This window comes from Citricoccus parietis (assembly GCF_042433045.1).
Taxonomy (GTDB): domain Bacteria; phylum Actinomycetota; class Actinomycetes; order Actinomycetales; family Micrococcaceae; genus Citricoccus; species Citricoccus parietis.
Map to the genome: position 1 here is coordinate 220,926 of NZ_JBHLWH010000014.1, position 20,962 is coordinate 241,887.

Below are 20,962 nucleotides of genomic sequence, written 5' to 3' on the forward strand. Positions count from 1 at the left end.
TAGGTTTCGACCCCTGGTCCACTGGGATACACCGAGAGTCCCACCGTCCGGCATGGCAGTGGTCCGGCCGCAGACCGTTGGACTACGGCGCCGCGGGCGCACCGGAGCCCGACGGCGTCGGGCTCGGCGATCCGGACTCGGCGGGCGTCGGGGCCGTCCCGCTGGGCGCCGGCCCGGAGGGTGAGTCCGCATCGGGGTTGTCCGGAGTCCCATCAGCGGCATCGCCGGGCCGCTCGGGTTCGTTGCCCGGTTCGGTGCCGTCTCCGCCCATCTGGTAGCGGTCACGGGATCCCGGGTTCTGGATCGGTGAGTCCTGGGCTGCTCGGAACTCCTCGGCCGGGTACTGCTGCGCCGTCTGGCCCATGTAGTCGAACCACTGGGGTGCCGCGAGCGTGCTGCCCCAGAAGTCCTCGTGGCGCTGCCCGTTGACGGGAACGCCGGCCAGGGACTTCAGGTCCTGGTAGCGCCCCACCCAGCTGGCCGTGGACAGCCCGGAGGTGTACCCGATGTACCAGGTGGAGGACTGCGCGTTGTTGGTGCCGGTCTTGCCGCCCATCGGAGCCTGCTCGACCGTCTCGGTCTGGCCGGTCTCGTCCGCGGTGCGCTGGGCGATGTTGGTGAGTGTCTCGTTCAGCTGGGCGACCACCTCGGGATCGAGCGCTTGGTCGCATTCCGGTGCGCCGACGTCGTACTCCTTGCCGTTGATGTCCTTGACGGAGACCAGGGAGCGCGGGGCGCAGTACTGGCCGTCATTCGCGAAGGCCGCGTAGGCGGCGGCCTGGGTCATGGGCGCGAACTCCTCGGCACCGAGGATGAACGAGGGGTTGGCGGGATTCAGGGGCTGGCCGTCGTCCGCGCGGTGCACGCCGAGGCGCGTGGTCAGGTCCGTGATGTCACACAGGTCCAGTTCCTCGGCCATGTTGACCATTACGGTGTTGGTGGACCAGTAGAGGCCGAAGTCGGCGGTCATCTCCCGCTTCATGTTGTCGATGACGTTGTTGACCTTCCAGTCCTCCGAGATGGCGGTGGACCCGCCCTCCAGGCAGGAGGCTTGGAATTCCGAACTCGCCGGCCAGTGGTCCTGGGAGGCGTCCACCATGTCATACATGGACCGGCCGCTCTCGAGCCAGGACGCCGCCACATAGGGTTTGAGCGAGGAGCCGCCCTGGAATCCGTTGCCGCCACCCTGGGCCGCGTCCACGTTGAAGTTCAGCACGGTGTTGCCGGCGCCCTCGTTCTCCTCCGGCGAGTAGTTGGTGTTCTGTGCCATCGCCTTGATGTTGCCGGTCCCCGGCTCCACCGTCACGAGGGAGGCACCCGCACCCGAGGCGTCCCCGGCGGGGACGGTCTTCTCCACGGACTGCTGGGCCTGGTTCTGCAGCCCGGAGTCCAGCGTGGTGGTGATCTCCAGTCCGCCGCGGTTCAGCAGCTGCTCGCGTGACTCGACGTCCGGTCCGAAGGCCTCGCTCGCGAGGATCTCGCGGTGCACGTAGTCGCAGAAGTAGGGGGCCTGGGACGCAGAGATGCAGCCCGTGGCCTCCTGGTGGATGTCCAGGCCGAGTTCCGCGTTGGTGGCCTCCTCGTGCTCCTGCTCCGTGATCTTCCCCTGGGACAGCATGGAGTTCAGCACGATGTTGCGCCGCTCCACCGACGCCTCGGGGTTCGTCTCCGGGTTGTAGCCGTTCGGGGACTTCACCACCCCGGCGAGGGTGGCCGCCTGGGCGATGTCCAACTCTGCGGCGGGAATGCCCCAGTAGTACTGCGCGGCCGCCTCCACGCCGTACGTGCGGCCGCCGAACAGCACGATGTTGAGATATCCCTCGAGGATGTCCTCCTTGGACATCTCCTGCTCCACCGAGACCGCCAGCTTCATCTCCTTGAGCTTGTCCGCGTACGTCTTCGTGCCGGAGATCGTCAGCCGCTCCTCCCCCCGGAGCATGTCCGCGTTGATGAGCATGTTGTTGACGTACTGCTGCGTGATGGTGGAGGCACCCTGCTGGGACCCCGAGGAGGCATTGGTGACCAGCGCGCGGCCGATGCCCTGCGGGTCCACGCCGCCGTGCTCGTAGAAGCGCTCGTCCTCGATCGCGATGATGGCGTCCTGCATGTTCTGGCTGATCTGGTCCAGCTCGACCGGCTGGCGGTTCTCCGCATAGAACGTGGCCAGCTCCGTGCCGTCCTCCGCGAGGATGCGGGAGGGCACGCTGACGGGCTCCTCCCGCAGCTCCGCGGGGAATTGATCGATCATGTCCGAACCCGTGGACGCCGTGGCCCCGCCGGTGACGGCCAGCGGCAGGAACAGCCCCGCCACGAGGAGTCCGGCGAGCGCGCTCACCCCGAAGAACGAGAGGATCTTGCCGAGCGTGGTGGACGTGGCTCTGCGGACAAAACTCATTTGAGTCACGTTGTCAGGGTTTTCTGAACGAAACCTTGGCGTTCGGCGGGCGGTCCGGGTGTCCGAGCGCGCGCCGCGTCAGTTCGCGTGAGTTCTGTGTCAGCCCACGTCAGTCTGCGCGCCGGATGTACTTCTCAGCGGTGCCGGCGGCACCGTGCCTGGTACTGCTCCGCCCCGCCTACGTGCTGGGCAGCGGCCACCAGGGAATTCCCGACGACGGCGCCCGCACCTTCCCCCGCGACCGGCACCGCGGTCTCGGTGCCGTCGACGCGCCGGTGGAAGGCCGCATCGGCCCCGCACACGGCGCAGACGGCCAGTAGCTTGGTGACCGACTCGGCGGAGGCCATGAGCGCGGGCAGAGGCTCGAAAGGCTGGTCATCGAAGGTCAGGCACAGCCCGGACACCACCACGGTGACGCCCCGGCCCGCCAGATCGATCGCCACTGGCACCAGGTCCGCTCCGAAGAACTGGGCCTCGTCGATGGCCAGGAGATCCAGGGTGCCGACGCCCGGGCCGTCAGTGCGATCAGTGCCGTCCACCAATCTCCACAGATCCGCCGAGCCGTTCACGGATCGGGCCGGGATCCGGCCGCCTGCGTGCGAAGACACCGTGCTCGCACCGCGCCGGTCGTCCAGGGCGTGGTTGACGACCAGCACCCGGAGCCCGGCGATGGTGGCCCGCCGGACCCGGCGCATGAGCTCCTCGGTCTTGCCGGCGAACATCGGACCGGTGATGACCTCGATACGGCCGCGGCCGGCGTCGTGGTTCATGCTGTTCCTTCTGCGATCCCGCCAGCCATCGACCAGCGGACATCCGTGGCCATCCTGTCGGCCACGTCGATGTGCCGACCGCCGGTCCAGTGGACCAGGAATTCGTTCAGGATGCCGATGCGCGGGGCGTTGTCGCAGTCGTCGGGTAGCCGGATCTCCATGGACTCATGATGGCACCAGGGGTCCGGGCCAGGCGAGGCTGCAAGGGGATAGACACGAGGGGGTAGAGCGGAAGAAGGGAGAGGAGAAGCCTGGAACCCTGGCACCGACGTCGTTCTATGGTTGACTTTTCTGAGGTTTCACTGAATTTCATCGGGTTCAACACGAGAGGGGACAGCCCATGGCTTCGGCCGAGCTCAACCCTTCCTCCGGCGTCCCTCTCTACCGGCAGATCAAGGACATCCTGCGACGAGAAATCGCGGACGGGACGGCCGGGCCCGAAACCCCCATGACCGAAGCCCTGTTGCTGGAGCGCTTTGAGGTGAGCCTGGCCCCCATCCGTCAGGCCCTCCGGGAGTTGGCCACGGAAGGCTACGTCTACCGCAAGCAGGGCAAGGGCACGTTCCCGGTCCCCGGGTCCCGCGTCCACCGGCCCGCCGATGTGCGGCTGGGCGCCCTCCACGACTACCTGGCGGACCGGGGTCTGAATCCCACCTCGAACGTCATCGGCCTGGAATGGACCGAACCGACCGATCGGCTGCGGACGGCCCTGAACCTGGATTCTGGGCCGGGGCCCCTGGCCGGCGGATCCCTCACGGCGGACGATCGGTTGCTGCACATCACCCGCCTCATCTCGGTGGACGGCCGGCCCATCGCCCGCCCGGAGGTGCACCTGCGCGTGCCCCGGGGCTTCGATCCGACCGCCGCGGAGCTCGAGGAGCACGGCTCGGCCTTCACCCTGCTGGAGCGTGACCACGGACTCGTCCTGGACCACGCCGAGCACGACGTGTGGGCCACGGAGGCCACGGCCCTCCAGGCCGAGGCCCTCGCGGTGGCTGTGGGGAGCCCGCTGCTCGCCATCGAGACCCTGTTCTTCGCCGCTGGCGGCTGGCCGGCCGGCTTCCGCTCAGCCGTGCACCGCGCCGACGACTTCAAGTACCGGTTCGTCGAGCGCCGCTGAGCGCCTCCCCGGCCCTTCGCCCTGACCCGCGGGATGTGATCCGCGCGCTGTGACCTGCCTGCTGTGACCTGCTTGACTTTAACAAGACACAGTGTCAATCTAGTGGACAGGTAATCGGGATCACACTACGCCACCGACCGTGGCGCTCACGAAAGGTCGTGCCCATGACGGCAACCCCCGCGGCGGACCGACACTCCGCACCCCATGCCCCCACCGTCAACACCGTGCTGGGTCCGGTTCCGGCAGGGGACCTGGGGGTCGTGGCCGTCCATGAGGCCCTGCTCTCGGTGCTGCCGGGGGCGCAGTACTCGCCGTTCATCTCGATGGACCGCGCGGAGATCTATGAGGCACTGGCGGCCAAGGTCCTCGCCTTCCGTGAGGCCGGCGGAGGCACCATCGTCGACTCCACCGGCATGTTCCACGGACGGGATTTGACGCTCTACGAAGCACTCTCCAAGGCCACTGGAGTGCACATCGTCGCCTCGACAGGCCTGGGCCCTGAAGAGGAGCTGGGCGGCTACTTCCTGACCCCGCAGACCAACCCGCCGACGCCGTGGCCAGCCGAGAAGTTCGAGGATCTCTTCGGCAAGGAGGTCACGGAAGGCATGGTGGTCCCCCGCATCGAGCGCCGCGCGGCCGCCGGAATTGTTGCCACCGTTGCCGACCGGGCGGGCATGACCGCCACCGAGGAGTCCCTGTTCCGCGGCTCCGCCCGCGCGGCCCGGAACACCGGCGTCTCGGTCTCCATCCGTTTCGGCGCCGATGCCGTGCACGACCTGGACATCGTCCTGGACGAGAAGATCTCCGCGGATCGCGTGCTCGTGGGAGACCTGGACCGCCGGCCCACCCCGAGTGCGACCGCCGAGAACGCCGGCAAGGTCGCCAGCAGTGTCGCCGCCGCGGTGGCCGAACGCGGGGCCTTCGTGGGCATCGACCACGTGGGCCTGAACGACGACGCCGGCTACCTCACCGACACCGAGCGCGCCGCACTGGTCCTGGACCTGGTCGCCGCCGGCCACACCGACAAGATCATCCTGTCCTCCAACGCGATCGGCGTCGCCAAGGGACTTCCGGACTACGACCTGCCCTATGGCCATGTCCTGCAGACGTTCATCCCGTTCCTGATGGGCTATGGGCTCAGCGACGAGGACGCCCGGCGCATCCTCGTGGACAACCCCGCCCGGCTGCTCACCGTGCGCTGAGCACGGAACCGAGCTGGCCGACGACGAGTACCCCCACACACCAGCTTTCGAACCCCTCAGGCAAGCAGAGGTAGAACCATGACCAGAGTGAACACCGTGCTGGGCACCATCCCGGCCGCAGAACTGGGCATCGTGGCCATCCACGAGCACATCGGCTACGGCATGCCGGGCTCCGAACTCGACACCCAGTGGTGGAAGAGCCCGGAGCAGGCCTACGAGGAGACCGTGCCGAAGCTGCGGAAGTTCCATGAGTACGGAGGGCGGACCTTCGTGGACGTCACCGGTATCTGCAACGGTCGCGACCCGAACTACTACCAGTCGCTCTCCGCCAAGACCGGCGTCAACATCATCGCCTGCACCGGCTTCGTGGGCGGGGACACTGCCCTGCCCCACTTCTCCCGGGCCACCGTGGACTACCTCGCGAAGGTGTTCATCCACGAGATCACCGTGGGCATCGGCAACACCGGCGCCAAGGCCGGCGTCATCAAGGTCGGTGTCAGTCGTGGCGGAAAGATGACCGAGCTGGACCGGCGCATCTACCGCGCCGGCGCCCGCGCCGCCGTCGTGACCGGCGTGCCGATCCTCACGCACCTGGCCATCGATCCCGAACCTGCCGTGGCCATCTTCAAGGAAGAGGGCCTGGACCTGGACCGCGTCCTGTTCGGCCATGCTGACGACGGTCTCAATGCCCCGATTACCCCTCACGACTACATCTATGAGCAGGGTGGCCGCATCGGCTTCGACACCTTCGGCTACGACCTCGAGCTACCGGACCCACCCTTCTGGGGCCGCAAGCGCACCGAGCGCGTGGCGCACTTCAAGCGGCTCGTAGACAAGGGCTACACGGACAAGCTGATGGTCGGCGTGGACGCCAACTGCAGCCCGCTGGGCTGGCCCGGTGTCAAGGGCCACACCGTCAACTACCTCTTCGAGGACATGATCCCGGACCTCAAGGCCGCCGGCATCGACGACCAGACCCTCCACCACCTCCTCGTGGACAGTCCCGCCGAGTTCCTCGGCATGAAGAACTGATCACCCCCTGACCCCTGTCTCCCGGGCCTCCCCTCGGGCACAACCCGGAACCACGAAAGAGAAGACCATGAAGGCTGAAGACCTCCAGAAGTTGAAGATCGCCATCATCGGCGGCGGGTATGCCGGTGCCACCGCCGCGCTGGCCCTGCACCAGATCGGTGCGAACGTCACCGTCTACGAACAGGCCAGGCAGATCCACGAGGTCGGTGCGGGCATCGGCCTTCGCCCGGCCGTCATCAAACTGTTCCGCAAGCTGGGGGTCTACGAGGACATCGCGGCCGTCACCACGGCCTCCCCCTCCCACGACATCTTCGACGCACAGGGCAACCTGATCCACTCGGAGGAGTGGCCGCACCTCAACGACGACGGCGAGGACAACAGCACCCGCTTCATCCACCGCGGTGACTTCATCGACGTGCTGACCGGCCTGCTGCCCGAGGGCATGCTGAAGCTCAACCACAAGGCCGAGAGGATCGAGGACCACGGGGATTCCGCCACCGTGGCCTTCACCAACGGCTCTCAGGTCACCGCGGACCTCGTGATCGGCGCCGACGGCATCAAGTCCAAGGTGCGCACCCTGTTCTCGGACCACCAGCCGGTCTTCGCCCGTTGCCACGCCTACCGGATCGTCATCGACGCAAAGGATGCCGAGGGGCTGATGACGGATGACGCCTTCCGGATGTACATCGACAAGGAGACCAACGGCATGATCTACTTCCTGCCGCTGCGCCACCGCAACCAGGTCTCCTTCGACATCACCGTTCCCAGCGAGGACTCCTCCTGGAACCCGCAGGTCACGCGCGAGGAGGTCCTGCACTCGATCCGGAACTTCGACGACCGGCTGAAGCGGATCGTGGAGAAGCTGGACATGGACCAGCTGAACGCCCGCTCGGCCCATGACCTCGACCCGGTGGACGTGTGGAACTCCAGGTCCGTGGCCCTCATCGGCGACGCCGCGCACGCCATGCTGCACCACCAGGGCCAGGGTGCGAACTCCGCCGTGCTCGATGGCGGCATCCTCGCGGACCAGCTGGTCGCCTCCGCCACGGTGGCCGAGGCCCTCGACGCCTACACCGCCGAGCGCAAGGAGCCCACCCAGGCCCTGCAGAAGATCTCCCGTGCCTCGTGGGATCCCAACGCCATCACCACCGCCTTCCCCGAGAAGGAAGCCATCGACTACTGACCACGTCAGTCCCCGTACCGCCCGGCGACGGTGCCCTGACCCGATCACCCCGATCGAGCCTCAGGGCGCCGTCGCCATGCCCGTCTCCCCCACCGGTTCTCCCGCGGACTCCCCGGAAGTCCCCCCCCGATGAAAGGATCACCCCCATGAGCCAGCAGCCCCAGACCGACCCCCGGATCCACCCGCAGATCGCCGAGATCCTCGCCCACATCCCCGCGTCCGACGGCTCCGCGCCCAGCGTCGAGGGCTGGCGCGGGGCCGAGGAGTCCCGTGTGCCCGCTCCGGCCGAGCGCACCCCGCAGCTTCCCCGGGTGCGGGACGCCGTGGCCGCCGCCGCACACGGGGACGTCCCGGTGCGGATCTACACCCCGGACGAGCGGGAGCAGCGCGGCGTGATCGTGTACTTCCACGGCGGTGCCTTCTTCTCCGGATCCCTGGACACCCACGACGGCGCTGCCCGAGCCCTGGCGGCCGAGTCCGGCCTGACCGTGGTGTCCGTGGGCTACCGACGGGTCCCAGAGGACGCCTTCCCGGCCGGTCTGGAGGACTGCTACGGGGTGCTCCGCTGGACCGCCGAGCATGGCAGCGAGCAGCTGGGCTGGGACGGCGGCACCCTCGCGGTGGCCGGGGACAGCTCCGGCGGCACCTACGCCGCCGCCGTCACCGGCATGGCCCGGGACGACGGCTTCGAGGGCATCACCCACCAGGTGCTGCTCTACCCCTCCGTGGACCTGGACTTCACCGAGGCCGGCACCGCGCGATACCCCTCCCGAACGGAGAACGCCACCGGCTACGGCCTGGAGACCGCCGGGCTGGTGGGCCACAACTCCTTCTACCTGGACTCCGGTGCCGACCCGGCCGACCCCCTGGTCTCCCCCATCCGCCGGGACGACCTCTCCGGGCTGCCGAAGGGCCTCGTCATCACCGCCCAGTTCGACCCGCTGCGGGACGAGGGCGAGGCCTATGCCGCACGCCTCCGCCAGGCCGGCGTGGAGGCCACCGTCAGCCGCTACGGCAGCGCCAACCACGGTTTCATGGTCAACTTCGCCTGGATCCCGGAGCTCTACCAGGCGTTCACGGAGGTCGGGCGCTTCCTGAACCAGGGCTGATCGGCCCACCCGTCACCACCATCCCCACACCACGACGGCGGCGCCTCCCCTTGCGTAAGGGGAGGCGCCGCCGTCGTTCAACGGCCTTCAGGCCGGGCGGGGTGCGGGGCTAGCTGGCGCTGACGCCCTCCGGCCGGGCCGTCACGGCTCCGGGCAGCGGCTCAGCCATCAGCTCCTGCGCGTCGACGGGCTCCGGGGCGCTGCGCAGGCCGAACAGCACGAGCAGGGCCGAGGCCGCGGCGGCCAGGGCGCACACGAGGAACGCCGTGCCGAAGCCGCTGCCGAGCGCCTGCAGGGCCAGTTCCGCGGCCGCGCCGCCGGGGGCCTCCGCCGGGATGGAGTTCAGGGCGAACGGTCCGCCTGCCTCGAAGATTCCCTGGGCAGGCCCCAGCTGGTCCGCCGGCAGGGTGGAGGTGGCCAGGGAGGCACCCAGCTGACCGGCCGCGCCGGACAGGGCCACCGCACCGACCAGGACCGGGCCCAGGGCGAAGCCGAGGTCCCGCAGCAGGTTGGTGGTGGCACTGGCCATGCCGGCCAGCTCCCGGGGCACCGTGTTGATGGCCAGCGCCGTCATGGGGCTCAGGGTGAAGGCGAAGCCGAGACCGGTCAGCAGGGCCGGCAGCAGGAACTGGCCCATGGAGTGGTCGGTGGCGTCCAGGGTGGTGGCCCCGAGCAAGCCGCCCAGGGCCAGCAGACCGAGCCCGGCCGTGAGGATCCAGCGGTCCGCAACGCGGGTCATCAGCCAGGAGATGAGCGGGATCAGCACGAACGCGGGGCCCTGCAGCAGCAGGAACAGCAGGCCGATGTTGATGGGGTTCTGGTGCTGGACCGGGCCCAGCCACATGGAGAAGGAGAAGCAGATGCCCAGGAAGGCGAACATGCCCACCACGGCGATGATCGAGGTGATCGAGTAGTTCACGTTGCGGAACAGGGAGAGCTTGAGCAGCGGGTGCTCCACGCGGGTCTCGATGACCACGAACACGGCCAGCAGGATGACACCGGCCACCAGGCTGTACATCACCGAGGGGGTGCTCCAGCCGGACTCCGGCCCCTGGACCAGTCCGAACAGCACCAGGATCAGGCCCAGCGCGAAGGTGATCTGGCCCCACAGGTCCATGCGCCGCCCGGACTGGGAGGTCGACTCGGCGGAGAACGCCAGGCACGTCACCACCACCGCTAGGCCCAGGACGACCACGACGCCGTAGGACCACTGCCAGGCGCCGGCCTGCGCGAACCCGCCGCCGAGCAGCGGGGCGACGATGCCGCCGGCGGACAGGCAGCCCGCCCAGACGGCGATGGCCCGGGCCCGCTGCTGCGGGGTGACCGTCACGGCGGCGACCAGGGCCAGCGACGCCGGGTACATGGCCCCGGCGCCGAGGCCGTTGATGGCCGATCCGACCCACATCATCTGAACGGACGGGGCGAGCGCGCAGACGAGGGAGCCGATGGCGAGCACCACGGCACCGAAGATGGTCAGGCGGCGGTGGCCGAACCGGTCACCGAGCATGCCGAAGGTCAGCTCGAAGACCACCACGGGGATCATGAACCCGGCGGTGATCCAGGTCAGCTGGGATCCGACCGTGCCGAAGTACTGCTGGAACGTGCCGTTCAGGGCGCCCGGCAGGGCGTTGGCCAGCTGTGCCACCAAGACGGCGACGGCCGCCGCGAAAATCGTTCCGTTGATCTTAGCCGTGTGGGGCGCGGCGCGCCCGGCAGTGGCGGGACCGGGCACTGACTGGTCCGCAGTTGAAGTGGTCATGGGGACTCCTGGAAGACGGTGCGTGTGTGCACAGGACAGACGACAGGTGGGGTGGACTGGCGTGGAAGAGCGCGGGTGAGACAGGGATGCAAAAAGGCTCCGGCTGCCCGTGACTGACGCCACGGGCAGCCGTGATCAGTATCACCACTCACAAGACAGTCTGTCAAGTTATTTGTGTGAGTGAAACCACACTGCCCCGCCGGATTGAATCCGGCGGGGCAGTGATCGTAGCGAGGGGCCAGCGAAGAGCTTCAGTGGCTGGTCAGTAGGCCATCACTGGGGATCGCACAGCAGTTCGGTCCAGGAAGCGGTCATCCGGTTGAGGAGTTCCTCGCGGTCAATGGACCAGCCCAGGCGGAACCAGCGCTGGGACATGTAGACCAATTGTCCGAAGGCCATGGCACAGCGGATCCGTCGGCTGTCCGGGCCGAACCGGTCGGCGGCGTCAAGCCCTGACTCCATGGCACCGATGGCCCGGTCATGCCAGGCATCCATCGCGCCCTGGATTTCGGGATCCGCCGCGGCGGCCTGGAGGGAGATCATCATGTACGGCTTGATCTCCGGCCACTGGTCGAATTTGAGCCCGAGGAAGGCCCGGATCGTCGCCGGATCGTTGGAGGCGACCATCTCCGGCAGCGGCGGCCGGTCGGCGCTCGTGAGCAGCTCGTCGGCACGCTCCACGATGAAGCGGACGAGCTCAGCTTTGGAAGTGAAGTGGAGGTAGAACGTGGCTCGCGTGGCGCCGGCCGCCAGGGCGATCTGGTCCACGGTGGTGGGCCCGTAGCCCTTCTCCGTCATGACCTCCACACCGGCGTCCAGCAGGAGTTGACGCGTCATGCGTTTTTGCGCTTCTCGGAGGTTGGCCATGGTCACCCAGCCTAGCGTCCGGCCCCCCGCTCCCGCTGGTAACCGCCGAGGGTGGTGAAGAAGGGCGAGGGCTCCAGGGTCGGGTCGCCGGAGTAGCCGAGGTCCTCGGCGACCGAGGCGAACGGCGAGTACGGCGAATCGGACTCGACCGGGCCGGCATCGAGCGCCCTGACGGCCGCCTCGCGGACTCGCGCCTCGATCTCGAGGGACTCCTGCAGGGCCGCCCGAGCAGTGTCCGCGTCCATACCGATCTCGAAGGGGACCCCCGCGGTGGAGCGGTAGGGGTGGCCGAGATACAGGCGTTGCGGACGCACCTCGTCCTTCAGGTACTCGAGGGAGGACCGGTAGGCGGCTGGGTCCTCGTACCCCGGGAAGTGGTTGGCGGCCCCGTGGACCTGGACCGCGTCGCCCACGAAGACGGCGTCCTGGTCCTCCACCACGTAGGCCACCGAGCCCGGCGTATGGCCCGGGATGTGACGCACGGAGACGGCGACGCCCCCGAGGTCGAGTGTCTCGCCGCCCTGCACCAGCACGTGCGGCTCCATCTCCCCGGAGATGGCGTGCGCCGTGGCCGCCAGCTGCTGCTGCTCCCCCTCGGGGTTCTTCAGGTACCGGTTCCGCCCCGCCAGGTACTGGTCCACGTGCGCCCGCCGGGAGCGCAGCAGGGGCGCGTCCGCCTCGTGGATCACGACCTTCGCCTTCCGGCCGGTCAGCTCCCACAGCGCATGCGCCCCGCCCAGGTGGTCGATGTGCCCGTGGGTCAGCAGGATCCACCGCACCTCCTCGATGCTCCGGCCCAGCCTCTCCAGCTCCGGCACCATGCCCTCGGCCGGCGAGGTGGTGATGCCGGTGTCCACGATGGCGGGCTCCGGGGCGTCGATGAAGAAGCTGTAGAGCCCGAACCGGCCCCATGGGGAGACCAGCGGGTGGATGGCAACCGGTGCGGACATCTGATGATCCTTGTCGTCGGGCGCCCCGTCAGGGACGCAACGGGATGGCACGGAGGTCCGGTCACCCTACCGGGCACCGTTCCGCCTGTGGTCTTGCTCACGAGACTTTAGTATAATAATATGTGCATGTCACGATCCAGGGAGATCACGATCACCCGCTGGAACGGTGACCCCACGCTGAGAAGGAGTCCACCCCATGACGGAGAACCTCACCTGGAACGCCGGCGGCACGCCGATCACCATCCGCAAGGACCTGCGGGTCCCGATGCGGGACGGGCTCGAGCTCGTGGCCGATGCCTACGAGGGAACCGAGCAGAAGCCGCGCCCGGCCCTGGTGGCCTTGAGCCCCTACGGCAAGGAGCTGCAGGCCCTGGCCCTGACCACCCCGCCCCAGCGGCGCCCCTCCCCGATGTGGGACGGCTGCATCGAGGCCGGTGACATCGCCCGGATCGTCAACGAGGACTACGTCCACGTGATCGGCGACCTGCGCGGATCCGGCGGCTCCGGCGGAGAGCACATCGGCAACTACAACGCCGGCGGAGTCTCCCTGGGCCAGGACGCCTACGACTTCATCGAGTGGGTGGCCGCGCAGCCCTGGTGCGACGGCAACGTGGGCATGGTCGGCATCTCCTACTTCGGCTCCATGCAGGTCCTGGCCGCGGCCGAGCGCCCGCCCTCGCTGAAGGCGGTCTTCGTCTCCGGCGGTCACTACGACTTCTATGAGACCACGTACCACGGCGGCATCATGTGGTTCATGCCCCGGGCCGCCCGCGAGGGCCGGGGCGGCGACTCGGGCTGGGCCTTCACCGACGGCGTGAAGTCCCGCATGATCGAGGAGTTCAGCCCCGAGGAGCTGAAGGCCAAGGTGGATGAGCGGCTCGCAGACCCGGACGTGGCCGGGTGGCCGAACCTGGTCCACGTGCTGAACTACCCGAAGAACCACGAGGCCTGGTTCGACATCGTGATGAACCAGTTCGACGGCGAGTGGTACGAGGAGCGCAACCCCAACGAGCTCGCCGGCCAGATCGACATCCCGGTCTGGCTGCAGCTGGACCAGGGCCGCGGGTGGACGCTGGACAGCACCATCGAGGTCTTCGACCGCGTGCAGGGCCCGAAGAAGCTGACCATCGGCTCCTACCCGCCCATGCAGTCGCGGCCCTTCGTGGAGGAGCACGACAAGATGTTCCGCTGGTACGACTACTGGCTCAAGGGCATCGACAACGGGATCATGGACGAGCCGGCGGTGGACGTGTTCGTGGAGGGTTCCCGCGAGGTCGTCACCGCCGAGCAATGGCCCCCGAAGCCGGTGGAGCACCGGCCCCTGTACCTGCGCCCGCGCCACACGCTCTCCACCGAGCCGGAGCTGATGGGCACCGAGTTCGCCCACCCGGACGGCTTCTACCAGGCCCCGCTGACCGTGACCGACGACGTCCAGATCCTCAGCTGGTCCACCCCGGTGTTCGAGGAGCCGGTCGAGATGATCGGCACCGGCGCCGCGCACGTCTTCGTGGAGATCGACCAGCCGGACACCAACTTCATCCTGCGTCTGTGGGACTACGCTCCGACCGGCATGCGCCAGCTGATCACCACCGGCTACCTCAAGGCCTCGCACCGCGAGCTAGACGAGGCCCGGACCTCCGAGGGCGATCCGCGGCACCCGCACACGCGGTCCGTGCCGGTGGAACCGGGAACGATCGAGGAGTACGTGATCCGCCTCTACCCGTTCGCGGCCACCTTCATGCCGGGCCACCGGCTCACGGCGGAGCTGTCCAACGCGGAGCCCCTGGCGGACGAGCACAACTCGCTGCTGCCCCCGGACGCCTTCCACCTGCCGGTGGGCCGGCCGGTGACGCACAAGATCTACCGCGACGCCGAGCACCCGTCCCGGCTGGTCCTGCCGTTCACCACCCAGTAGACGGCGGCGAGGGGTCAGGCCATCGCCCGGCCCATACCGGTCCGCGCATGCTCGAGTGTCCACGTCAGCGCGTAGTCGGCGACGTCTTCCCAACCGGGCTCTGCACAGGTCCAGTGGCCGCGGCCATCGAACTCGTGGTACTCGGTGAGCGCCGGAGACTTCCCCCAGTGTTTGGCGTTGGACCTGTTGACCGAGGGCGGCATGATGTGATCCTTGCTTCCGCCGATGAACAGTAGCGGGGCCCGGTCAACGGAGTAGTCGACCCACGTTGCCTGGTGGCCGGGCTGGAAGTTCGCCAGCAGACCGTAGGCCCACACCCAATTGCCGGGTGCAGCGATCGCGTAGCGCTCGTACGCGGCGTCTGAGTCCTCCCGGTTGAGGGTGTTGGTGAACGCATAGTGCCACTCCTCAGGGGTGAACCCGACCGCCTTGCGAAAGTTGGCCGGGTTCTTCAGCGCCGGGAACAGCGACCGTGCCTGGGAGAGCGGAGTGACGCGGACGCCCTCGGTGGGGGCAGAGTTGATGGCGGCCCCGGCCGCCCCCAACCCACGAGCCAGGAGCATCTGTGTGAGCAGTCCCCCGAAGGAGTGGCCCATGATGACAGGGGGCTTCGGCAGCGCCTCGATGACGCTGCTGAGGTGATCCAGGGTCTCGGGGACGGTGAGGTCGGCGATGATCTCGGGATGCTCGCGGAGTGCCTCCACCTCGATCTCGAACCCCGGGTATGCCGGGGTGATGACGGTATAGCCCGCAGACTCGTAGCGGGCCTTCCAGCCCTCCCAGCTGCGGGGGGTGACCCATAGGCCGTGCACGAGGACGATCGTGTCGGGTGCTTCAAGGGTGCTCATGATGACGATGACCTTTCGGGTGGCCGTGCTCAGCTGCGCGGAGGGCTTCCTGCTGATCTCGAACGGGACGATCTGATCGTCGTCGCCGTGGATGACGAGGTCGGAACGGCGACGCTGGCGGGGCCTTGACGGAAGTCGGTAGCCGAAAAGGCCGCGATGCACTCGACGGCGTGACGGGTACCGGCCGCGAGCGTCTGCAATCCCCTCCGAGGACTGATGGAGGAGGTTCTGTCAGTACATGCGAGGTTAAAGTAGCGCTTGTCATCACCTCGCACCAGGCCTCAGCACCTTCGTCAAAGCGAACTGCTTGAAGGTCGCGGACACCCTCAGACCGGTGGGCCGTCCGGTGGGATCTGGACACCCGGGCCCCCTCCTCGCCATGGTTGGTGGTGACGATGAGAGGCCCTCCGCCATGTCCACCACCACGTCCGACTCCCGCGCGAACGACACTGAGTCCGTCTGGGAGACCCATCCGGTCACTCCGGATCGCTTCGAGGACTTCGTCGACGTCATCAACGCCAACCGCCGGGACACGCACTGCTGGTGCCTGTCCCACCGGCTACGGGCCCCTCAGATCGAGGAGCTCGGCGGCGGCGACCGCGAGGCGGCCATGCGCCGGCTCTGCGAGCGGGAGAACCCGCCCGGGGTCGTCACGTACCGGGACGGCATCCCGGTCGGCTGGTGCAGCATCGGTCCCCTCGCGGAGATCCCGCTGCTGGCCGCCTCAAAGCTCATGCGCCCCGTGGACGAGCTCCCCGTCTGGAGCATCATCTGCGTGGTTGTCCGTTCTGGACACCGCAGGCAGGGCGTCACCGCACGAATGCTCGAGGGCGCCGTGGCCTACGCCGCGTCCCGGGGCGCCCCGGCCGTCGAGGCCCATCCCGTGGATCCCGAGGGCCGCATGGACCTCACCATGGCGTTCGTGGGCACCCGCTCCATGTTTGAGAACGTCGGATTCCGCGTCATCGGAACCACCGAGGCCAAGGCCAGCAGACTGCCCCGGCTGGTCATGCGCCGGGACCTGACCTGACGAGCCACCGTCCGAGAGACGGCTACAGCACCATCGCGGCGATGATGCCGCCGAAGAACAGCGGGATGTTGAAGTGCACGAACGTCGGCACGCAGGTGTCCCAGATGTGGTGGTGCTGGCCGTCCACGTTCAGCCCCGAGGTGGGGCCGAGCGTCGAGTCCGAGGCGGGCGAGCCGGCGTCGCCGATGGCTCCGGCCGCGCCCACCAAGGCCGCGGTGGCCAGCGGGGAGAACCCGACGGCGGCGCACAGCGGCACGAAGATCGCGGCCAGAATCGGGATGGTGCCGAAGGAGGAGCCGATGCCGATCGTCACGAGCAGGCCGACCGTCATCATCACGACTGCGGCCAGCAGCTGGCTGTCCCCGATCCAGCCGGAGGCGGCGGTGACCAGGTCATCCACGGCCCCGGTCTCCGTGAGCACGGAGGCGTAGCCGGAGGCCACCAGCATGATGAAGGCGATGGTGCCCATCATCGTCACGCCGCCGTGGGCCAGCTCATCCGAGGCCCGCCACCTCTCCCCGCGGAAGATGAAGATGATGAGCACCCCGCCCAGTGCGGCGATGACGAGGGAGCCGAACACCAGTTGGAGCACGAGGGTGACCGCGAGCGCGATCAGCACGACGACGTGCTGGCGCGTCCATCCCGTGTCCGATCCAGAGGCGCCGTTCGTGCCGAAGGCCGCCACCCCGAGGTCCGGCGCGGCGTCCCGGTACTCGCGCGGACGCCGGTAGGTCACCAGGATCGCGATGACGAGGCCGACCACCATGGTGGCCACGGGGATGGCCATGGCCAGCGGGATCTGGGACAGCTCGATCTCCATGCCGTAGGCGGCCATCTCCCCCACGATGATGTTCTGGAAGATCAGCCCGAACCCGAGCGGGATCAGCATGTAGGGCGCCTTGAGTCCGAAGGTCAGGGCGGTGGCCACGGCCCGGCGGTCGATCTTCATCCGGTTGAACACCGTCAGCAGCGGCGGGATGAGGATGGGGATGAAGGCGATGTGGACCGGAACGAGGTTCTGGGAGAAGCAGGCCAGCCCGGCGATCCCGAACAGGGTCATGGCCCGCTTGCCCTGAATCCGCGGCAGGATCCAACGGATGAGCTTCTCTGTGATGCCCGAGCGGGCGACCATGACCGAGAGGATGCCGAGCAGGATGTAGCTCAACGCTGTCTCCCCCTGCCCGCCGAGACCGCCGACGAGCGTGGACATGGTGTCCTCCACGCTCAGTCCGGACATCAGCCCGGCCACCAGTGCCGCGATGAGCAGGGCGACGATCACGTTCACCCGGGCCAGGCTCAGGGCCGCGAGGACCACGACGGAGACGACGACGGGATTCAGGAGCACGGTGGTGGGACCTCGGTTTCGTGGGGGCGATGCGACAGCGCGGTGGCAATGCACGAGTGCACCGTGGCGCCAGCGGTTTCGCGCCCCCGAAAGTGTACCGGTCGAAGGGCGTACCGGCCGCTGAGGTACGGTCGGATGGCTCCCTCAGCGCACCACCTCGCGGTGATTGCCGTCCACCCGGCGCGTCCAGCCGCGGGCGTCGAGGTGCTCGAGCATCGGGATCGCCACCCGCCGGGAGGTCCCCAGCGCCTGACGGGCCTGGCTGGTGGTGAAGGGCTGCTCGAGCCGGGCCAGCTCGCGCATGGCCAGGCCCGGGGCGGTGGGCAGCAGCACCACTGCCCCGTCCAGCCGCAGGATCCGGCCGGCTCGTTCGGCGGCCGCCAGCTCCTTGGCGCCGAGGTTCAGGGCGGTGAGGTCGTCACCCTCGGGGGCGTCGAAGGGGTGTGCCGCCAGGCGGTGTTCGAGGGTGGCGATGGCCTGTTCCGCCGGTCCCAGCACTGTGCCTTGGCCGGGCAGGCGGATGTAGCCACCCCGCTGTTCCATACCTGCCCCAGCGACGACGGCGTTCAGGAGGGTGTCGTCCCCGTCCACCTCAAGCAGAGCGGCCGCCGCACCCCGGCTCAACCCGGCGGCCAGGGGGTCGCTGCCGACCAGCGACTCCACGGCATCCCGCAGTCCTGCGGCCCACCGGTCCATGACGGGGGCGTGGACCCACCAGTCGCCGAACACCCGGACGTCCGCCGGAATCCCGTTCTCTTCACCCCACGCCCCCGCCTCCGGACCCACCAGTCCGAGTCGTTGGAGGAACCCCACCCGCACCGCACTCCGCCGCACGACCTCGAGTCGGGCGTCGCCGCCGTCGGGCACCGTCTCCAGGCAGGCCGCGTGCCGGGTACCGGCCCCGCGCCGGGTGAGTTCCGGCGGGTCCACGTCCAGCACCTGGGCACCACCGAACACCGAACGACTGCCGGGGTCACGCAGCACCAGCCGGTCTCCCGGCACCAGCGGGAGGGTCCGATCGAACGTGAGCCGGGCGTGCCCGGCGTTGAAGGGCCGCACGTGCGCGGGCACCGTCGCCGTGCCGACATGCACCAGCAACTGCCCGGGCGCCTCCGTGAGATCGGCGCCGGTGGTGCGCCGGATGTCCACGACGCCGGCCACCGGCCAGGCTCCGGGCGTCACCAGGGCATCCCCCCGGTGGACCTCCTCGGCGGTGGTGCCGCGCAGGTTCACGGCCACGCGCTGGGTCGGCCCGATCGATGGGTGCGGGCGATGGCGGCTGTGCAGGGCACGCACCGAGACGGCACGCGGGGAGTCGGCGCCGAGCACCTCGAGCCGGTCGTTCTCGGCCAGGGTCCCGGCCGTCAGGGTGCCGGTCACCACCGCGCCGGAGCCCTTGACGGTGAACGAGCGGTCCACCCAGAACCGGACACGTCCTGCCACCGCGGGCGCGGGAAGGTCCGCCAGCACGCGGCCCAGCTGGTGCCGCAGGTCCTCCAGTCCCGCACCGGTCACGGCGGACACGACGACGGCCGGCACCCCGGCCAGCGCGGTTCCGGCGAGCTCGGCACGGGTCTGCGCCAGCACGGCGTCCACCCGCTCCGGGGCGCGGTCCGCCTTGGTGATCACGATGAGCCCGTGCTCGATCCCGAGGGCGGCGATGGCGTCCCGATGGTCAGCGGACTGGGCCTGCCAGCCCTCGTCCGCCGCGACGATGAAGCAGACGGCCGGGGCCGGGCCGAGGCCGGCGAGCATGTTGCCGAGGAACCGCTCGTGGCCGGGGACGTCCACGAAGGCCACACCCGCCCCCGAGGGCAGGGTGGTCCAGGCGAATCCGAGGTCGATGGTCAGCCCCCGGCGCTTCTCCTCGGCCCAGCGGTCCGGCTCCATGCCGGTCAGGGCGCGGACGAGGGTGGATTTGCCGTGGTCCACGTGGCCCGCGGTGGCGACGACGTACATGTCAGTGCCCGGGTCCGAGCGGCTGGTCGGGATGATCGCCGGTGCTGCCGGTGCTGCGTGTGCTGCCAGGACTGCTGGTGCTGGCGAGGAGTGCCTGGGCGGCGCGGACCGCGCTGGCCAGCCGGCCGTCGTCGGACTCGGGGATGCAGCGCAGGTCCACCAGGCACGCACCGTCATGGACTCGGGGCAGCACGGCGGGCTCCCCGGTGCGCAGCAGTGGGGCCAGTTCCTCGGGGAGACGGACCGCCCACCCGGCCAGGGGGACCCCCGGGGCGCCCCCTCCCCCGACGCGGCCCTCGTGCGCCACCACCGGTGCGTCGACAGCGGCAGCGAGCAGGTCCGCGCGCTCGCGCAGTCGCGCGGGGGCCGCGTGCAGGGACCGGGTGACCGGGCTGGGCCCGCCGGTGAGGGTGGCCTCCAACGCGGCCAGGGTCAGCTTGTCCGCCCGCACGGCGCGGGCGAGCGGGTGCGTGGCCAGCCGCTGGATGGTGCGGCGGCGGCCCAGCAGGATCCCGGCCTGCGGCCCGCCGAGCAGTTTGTCCCCGCTGGCGATCACGACGTCCGCCCCTGCGGTCAGGGCGCCGGACAGGTCCGGTTCGTCCGGCAGCAGGGGGTCCGGTGTGAGGAGGCCGCTGCCGATGTCCACGATGAGCGGCAACGACCGACCGTCGCCGCTGTCGGCCGCCGCCTCGTCAACCAGCGTGCGCAGTTCCGCGATCGAGACGGAGGAGGTGAAGCCGTCGACGCGGAAGTTGCTGGGGTGGACCTTGAGCAGGCCGGTGGTCTGCGGGCCGATGGCGTCGGCATAGTCGGCCCGGTGGGTGCGGTTGGTGGTGCCGACCTCGCGCAGCCGGGTCCCGGTGGAGGCGATGAGGTCCGGCAGGCGGAAGCCGGCACCGATCTCCACGAGTTCGCCGCGGCTGACGATGAGCTCCCCGGTCCCGGCGAGGGCCGTGGTGGCCAGAACGAGGGCCGCGGCCCCGTTGTTGACGACGAGGGCGTCCAGGCCTTCCGGGATGGCCTCGTGCACGGCAGCGGGGACTGCGGCGAGCAGGGCTTGCCGGGTGCCGGTGCCACGTTTCGAGCGCTGGCCGCTCACGAGATCCAGTTCGACGTCCACGTAACCGCTGGAGGCGACGAGTGCCTCCACGGCGGCCGGTGAGAGCGGGGCCCGGCCCAGGTTCGTGTGAACCACCACACCGGTCGCGTTGAGGACGGGCCGAAGGGTGGTGGCGGTCCGGGAGGCGACGGCGGCGCGGACGACCGGTGGCACGTCCTCTGGGGTAATCTCTCCGCTCCGGGCGCGGGACTGGGCCTGCGTGATCAGCGACCGGAGAACCGCCTCGCTGAGGCGGGACCGCGCGTCGACGACCTCCGGCAGGGTCAGCAGGGTGTCCGTGCGCGGGATCCGGCGCCGGGGATCCTCCGAGCGCCCCGATGGTACAGCGGTCACGGGTTCTCCTTCCGGTACCGCCCTG

At 69.3% G+C, this 20,962-nt stretch carries 17 protein-coding genes; 7 read left to right on the forward strand and 10 right to left on the reverse strand.

Annotated features, from left to right (window positions below; all coding sequences use genetic code 11):
* Positions 1-82 precede the first annotated feature (82 nt).
* The 3 genes from ACFFIO_RS06000 to ACFFIO_RS06010 form a co-directional block, all read right to left on the reverse strand.
* A complete protein-coding gene (locus ACFFIO_RS06000) occupies positions 83-2,395 on the reverse strand; it encodes a transglycosylase domain-containing protein (RefSeq protein WP_378040677.1) in 2,313 nt (770 codons plus the stop codon).
* 134 nt (positions 2,396-2,529) lie between these two features.
* Positions 2,530-3,165 (reverse strand): thymidine kinase, encoded by a 636-nt coding sequence (locus ACFFIO_RS06005; RefSeq protein WP_378040678.1) that lies wholly within the window; start codon positions 3,163-3,165, stop codon positions 2,530-2,532.
* Positions 3,162-3,326 (reverse strand): hypothetical protein, encoded by a 165-nt coding sequence (locus ACFFIO_RS06010; protein WP_378040679.1) that lies wholly within the window; start codon positions 3,324-3,326, stop codon positions 3,162-3,164. The genes ACFFIO_RS06005 and ACFFIO_RS06010 overlap by 4 nt, the downstream gene beginning before the upstream one ends.
* 179 nt (positions 3,327-3,505) lie before the next feature.
* On the opposite strand from ACFFIO_RS06010, the gene ACFFIO_RS06015 reads away from it, so the two are divergent.
* From ACFFIO_RS06015 to ACFFIO_RS06035, 5 genes are all read left to right on the forward strand, one after another.
* A complete protein-coding gene (locus ACFFIO_RS06015; protein ID WP_378040680.1) occupies positions 3,506-4,285 on the forward strand; it encodes a GntR family transcriptional regulator in 780 nt (259 codons plus the stop codon).
* Between the two features lie 164 nt (positions 4,286-4,449).
* Positions 4,450-5,487, forward strand: a complete 1,038-nt coding sequence (locus ACFFIO_RS06020) for a phosphotriesterase family protein (protein WP_378040681.1) — start codon at positions 4,450-4,452, stop codon at positions 5,485-5,487.
* 78 nt (positions 5,488-5,565) lie between these two features.
* Positions 5,566-6,519, forward strand: a complete 954-nt coding sequence (locus ACFFIO_RS06025; RefSeq protein ID WP_378040682.1) for a phosphotriesterase family protein — start codon at positions 5,566-5,568, stop codon at positions 6,517-6,519.
* Between the two features lie 67 nt (positions 6,520-6,586).
* Entirely contained in the window at positions 6,587-7,702 is a 1,116-nt protein-coding gene (locus ACFFIO_RS06030; protein WP_378040683.1) for an FAD-dependent monooxygenase, read from the forward strand.
* Positions 7,703-7,848: 146 nt separating this feature from the next.
* Positions 7,849-8,811: an alpha/beta hydrolase gene (locus ACFFIO_RS06035; protein WP_378040684.1), complete on the forward strand. Its 963-nt coding sequence runs from the start codon at positions 7,849-7,851 to the stop codon at positions 8,809-8,811.
* Positions 8,812-8,920: 109 nt separating this feature from the next.
* On the opposite strand, the gene ACFFIO_RS06040 is transcribed toward ACFFIO_RS06035, so the two are convergent.
* From ACFFIO_RS06040 to ACFFIO_RS06050, 3 genes are all read right to left on the reverse strand, one after another.
* Positions 8,921-10,570 (reverse strand): MFS transporter, encoded by a 1,650-nt coding sequence (locus ACFFIO_RS06040; RefSeq protein ID WP_378040685.1) that lies wholly within the window; start codon positions 10,568-10,570, stop codon positions 8,921-8,923.
* Positions 10,571-10,843: 273 nt separating this feature from the next.
* Entirely contained in the window at positions 10,844-11,407 is a 564-nt protein-coding gene (locus ACFFIO_RS06045) for a TetR/AcrR family transcriptional regulator (protein ID WP_378040686.1), read from the reverse strand.
* 41 nt (positions 11,408-11,448) lie between these two features.
* On the reverse strand, positions 11,449-12,387 hold the full coding sequence (locus tag ACFFIO_RS06050) for an MBL fold metallo-hydrolase (RefSeq protein WP_378040687.1): 939 nt from the start codon (positions 12,385-12,387) through the stop codon (positions 11,449-11,451).
* Positions 12,388-12,583: 196 nt separating this feature from the next.
* Here ACFFIO_RS06050 and ACFFIO_RS06055 point away from each other — a divergent pair, with 196 nt between their 5' ends.
* Complete coding sequence (locus ACFFIO_RS06055; RefSeq protein ID WP_378040688.1) at positions 12,584-14,302, forward strand: CocE/NonD family hydrolase; 1,719 nt, start codon at positions 12,584-12,586, stop codon at positions 14,300-14,302.
* Between the two features lie 14 nt (positions 14,303-14,316).
* Here the strand turns inward: ACFFIO_RS06055 and ACFFIO_RS06060 are convergent, their stop codons facing one another.
* A complete protein-coding gene (locus ACFFIO_RS06060; RefSeq protein ID WP_378040689.1) occupies positions 14,317-15,150 on the reverse strand; it encodes an alpha/beta hydrolase in 834 nt (277 codons plus the stop codon).
* A 412-nt stretch (positions 15,151-15,562) separates the two neighbouring features.
* Here ACFFIO_RS06060 and ACFFIO_RS06065 point away from each other — a divergent pair, with 412 nt between their 5' ends.
* Positions 15,563-16,180, forward strand: coding sequence for a GNAT family N-acetyltransferase (locus tag ACFFIO_RS06065; RefSeq protein ID WP_378040690.1), 618 nt, complete (start codon positions 15,563-15,565; stop codon positions 16,178-16,180).
* A gap of 22 nt (positions 16,181-16,202) precedes the next feature.
* Here the strand turns inward: ACFFIO_RS06065 and ACFFIO_RS06070 are convergent, their stop codons facing one another.
* The 3 genes from ACFFIO_RS06070 to selA all read right to left on the reverse strand — a co-directional run bounded on the left by ACFFIO_RS06070 (position 16,203) and on the right by selA (position 20,937).
* On the reverse strand, positions 16,203-17,525 hold the full coding sequence (locus ACFFIO_RS06070) for a Na+/H+ antiporter family protein (protein WP_378040691.1): 1,323 nt from the start codon (positions 17,523-17,525) through the stop codon (positions 16,203-16,205).
* A 144-nt stretch (positions 17,526-17,669) separates the two neighbouring features.
* Positions 17,670-19,484: a selenocysteine-specific translation elongation factor gene (selB, locus tag ACFFIO_RS06075; RefSeq protein ID WP_378040692.1), complete on the reverse strand. Its 1,815-nt coding sequence runs from the start codon at positions 19,482-19,484 to the stop codon at positions 17,670-17,672.
* A 1-nt stretch (position 19,485) separates the two neighbouring features.
* Entirely contained in the window at positions 19,486-20,937 is a 1,452-nt protein-coding gene (gene selA, locus ACFFIO_RS06080; RefSeq protein WP_378040693.1) for an L-seryl-tRNA(Sec) selenium transferase, read from the reverse strand.
* Positions 20,938-20,962 lie beyond the last annotated feature (25 nt).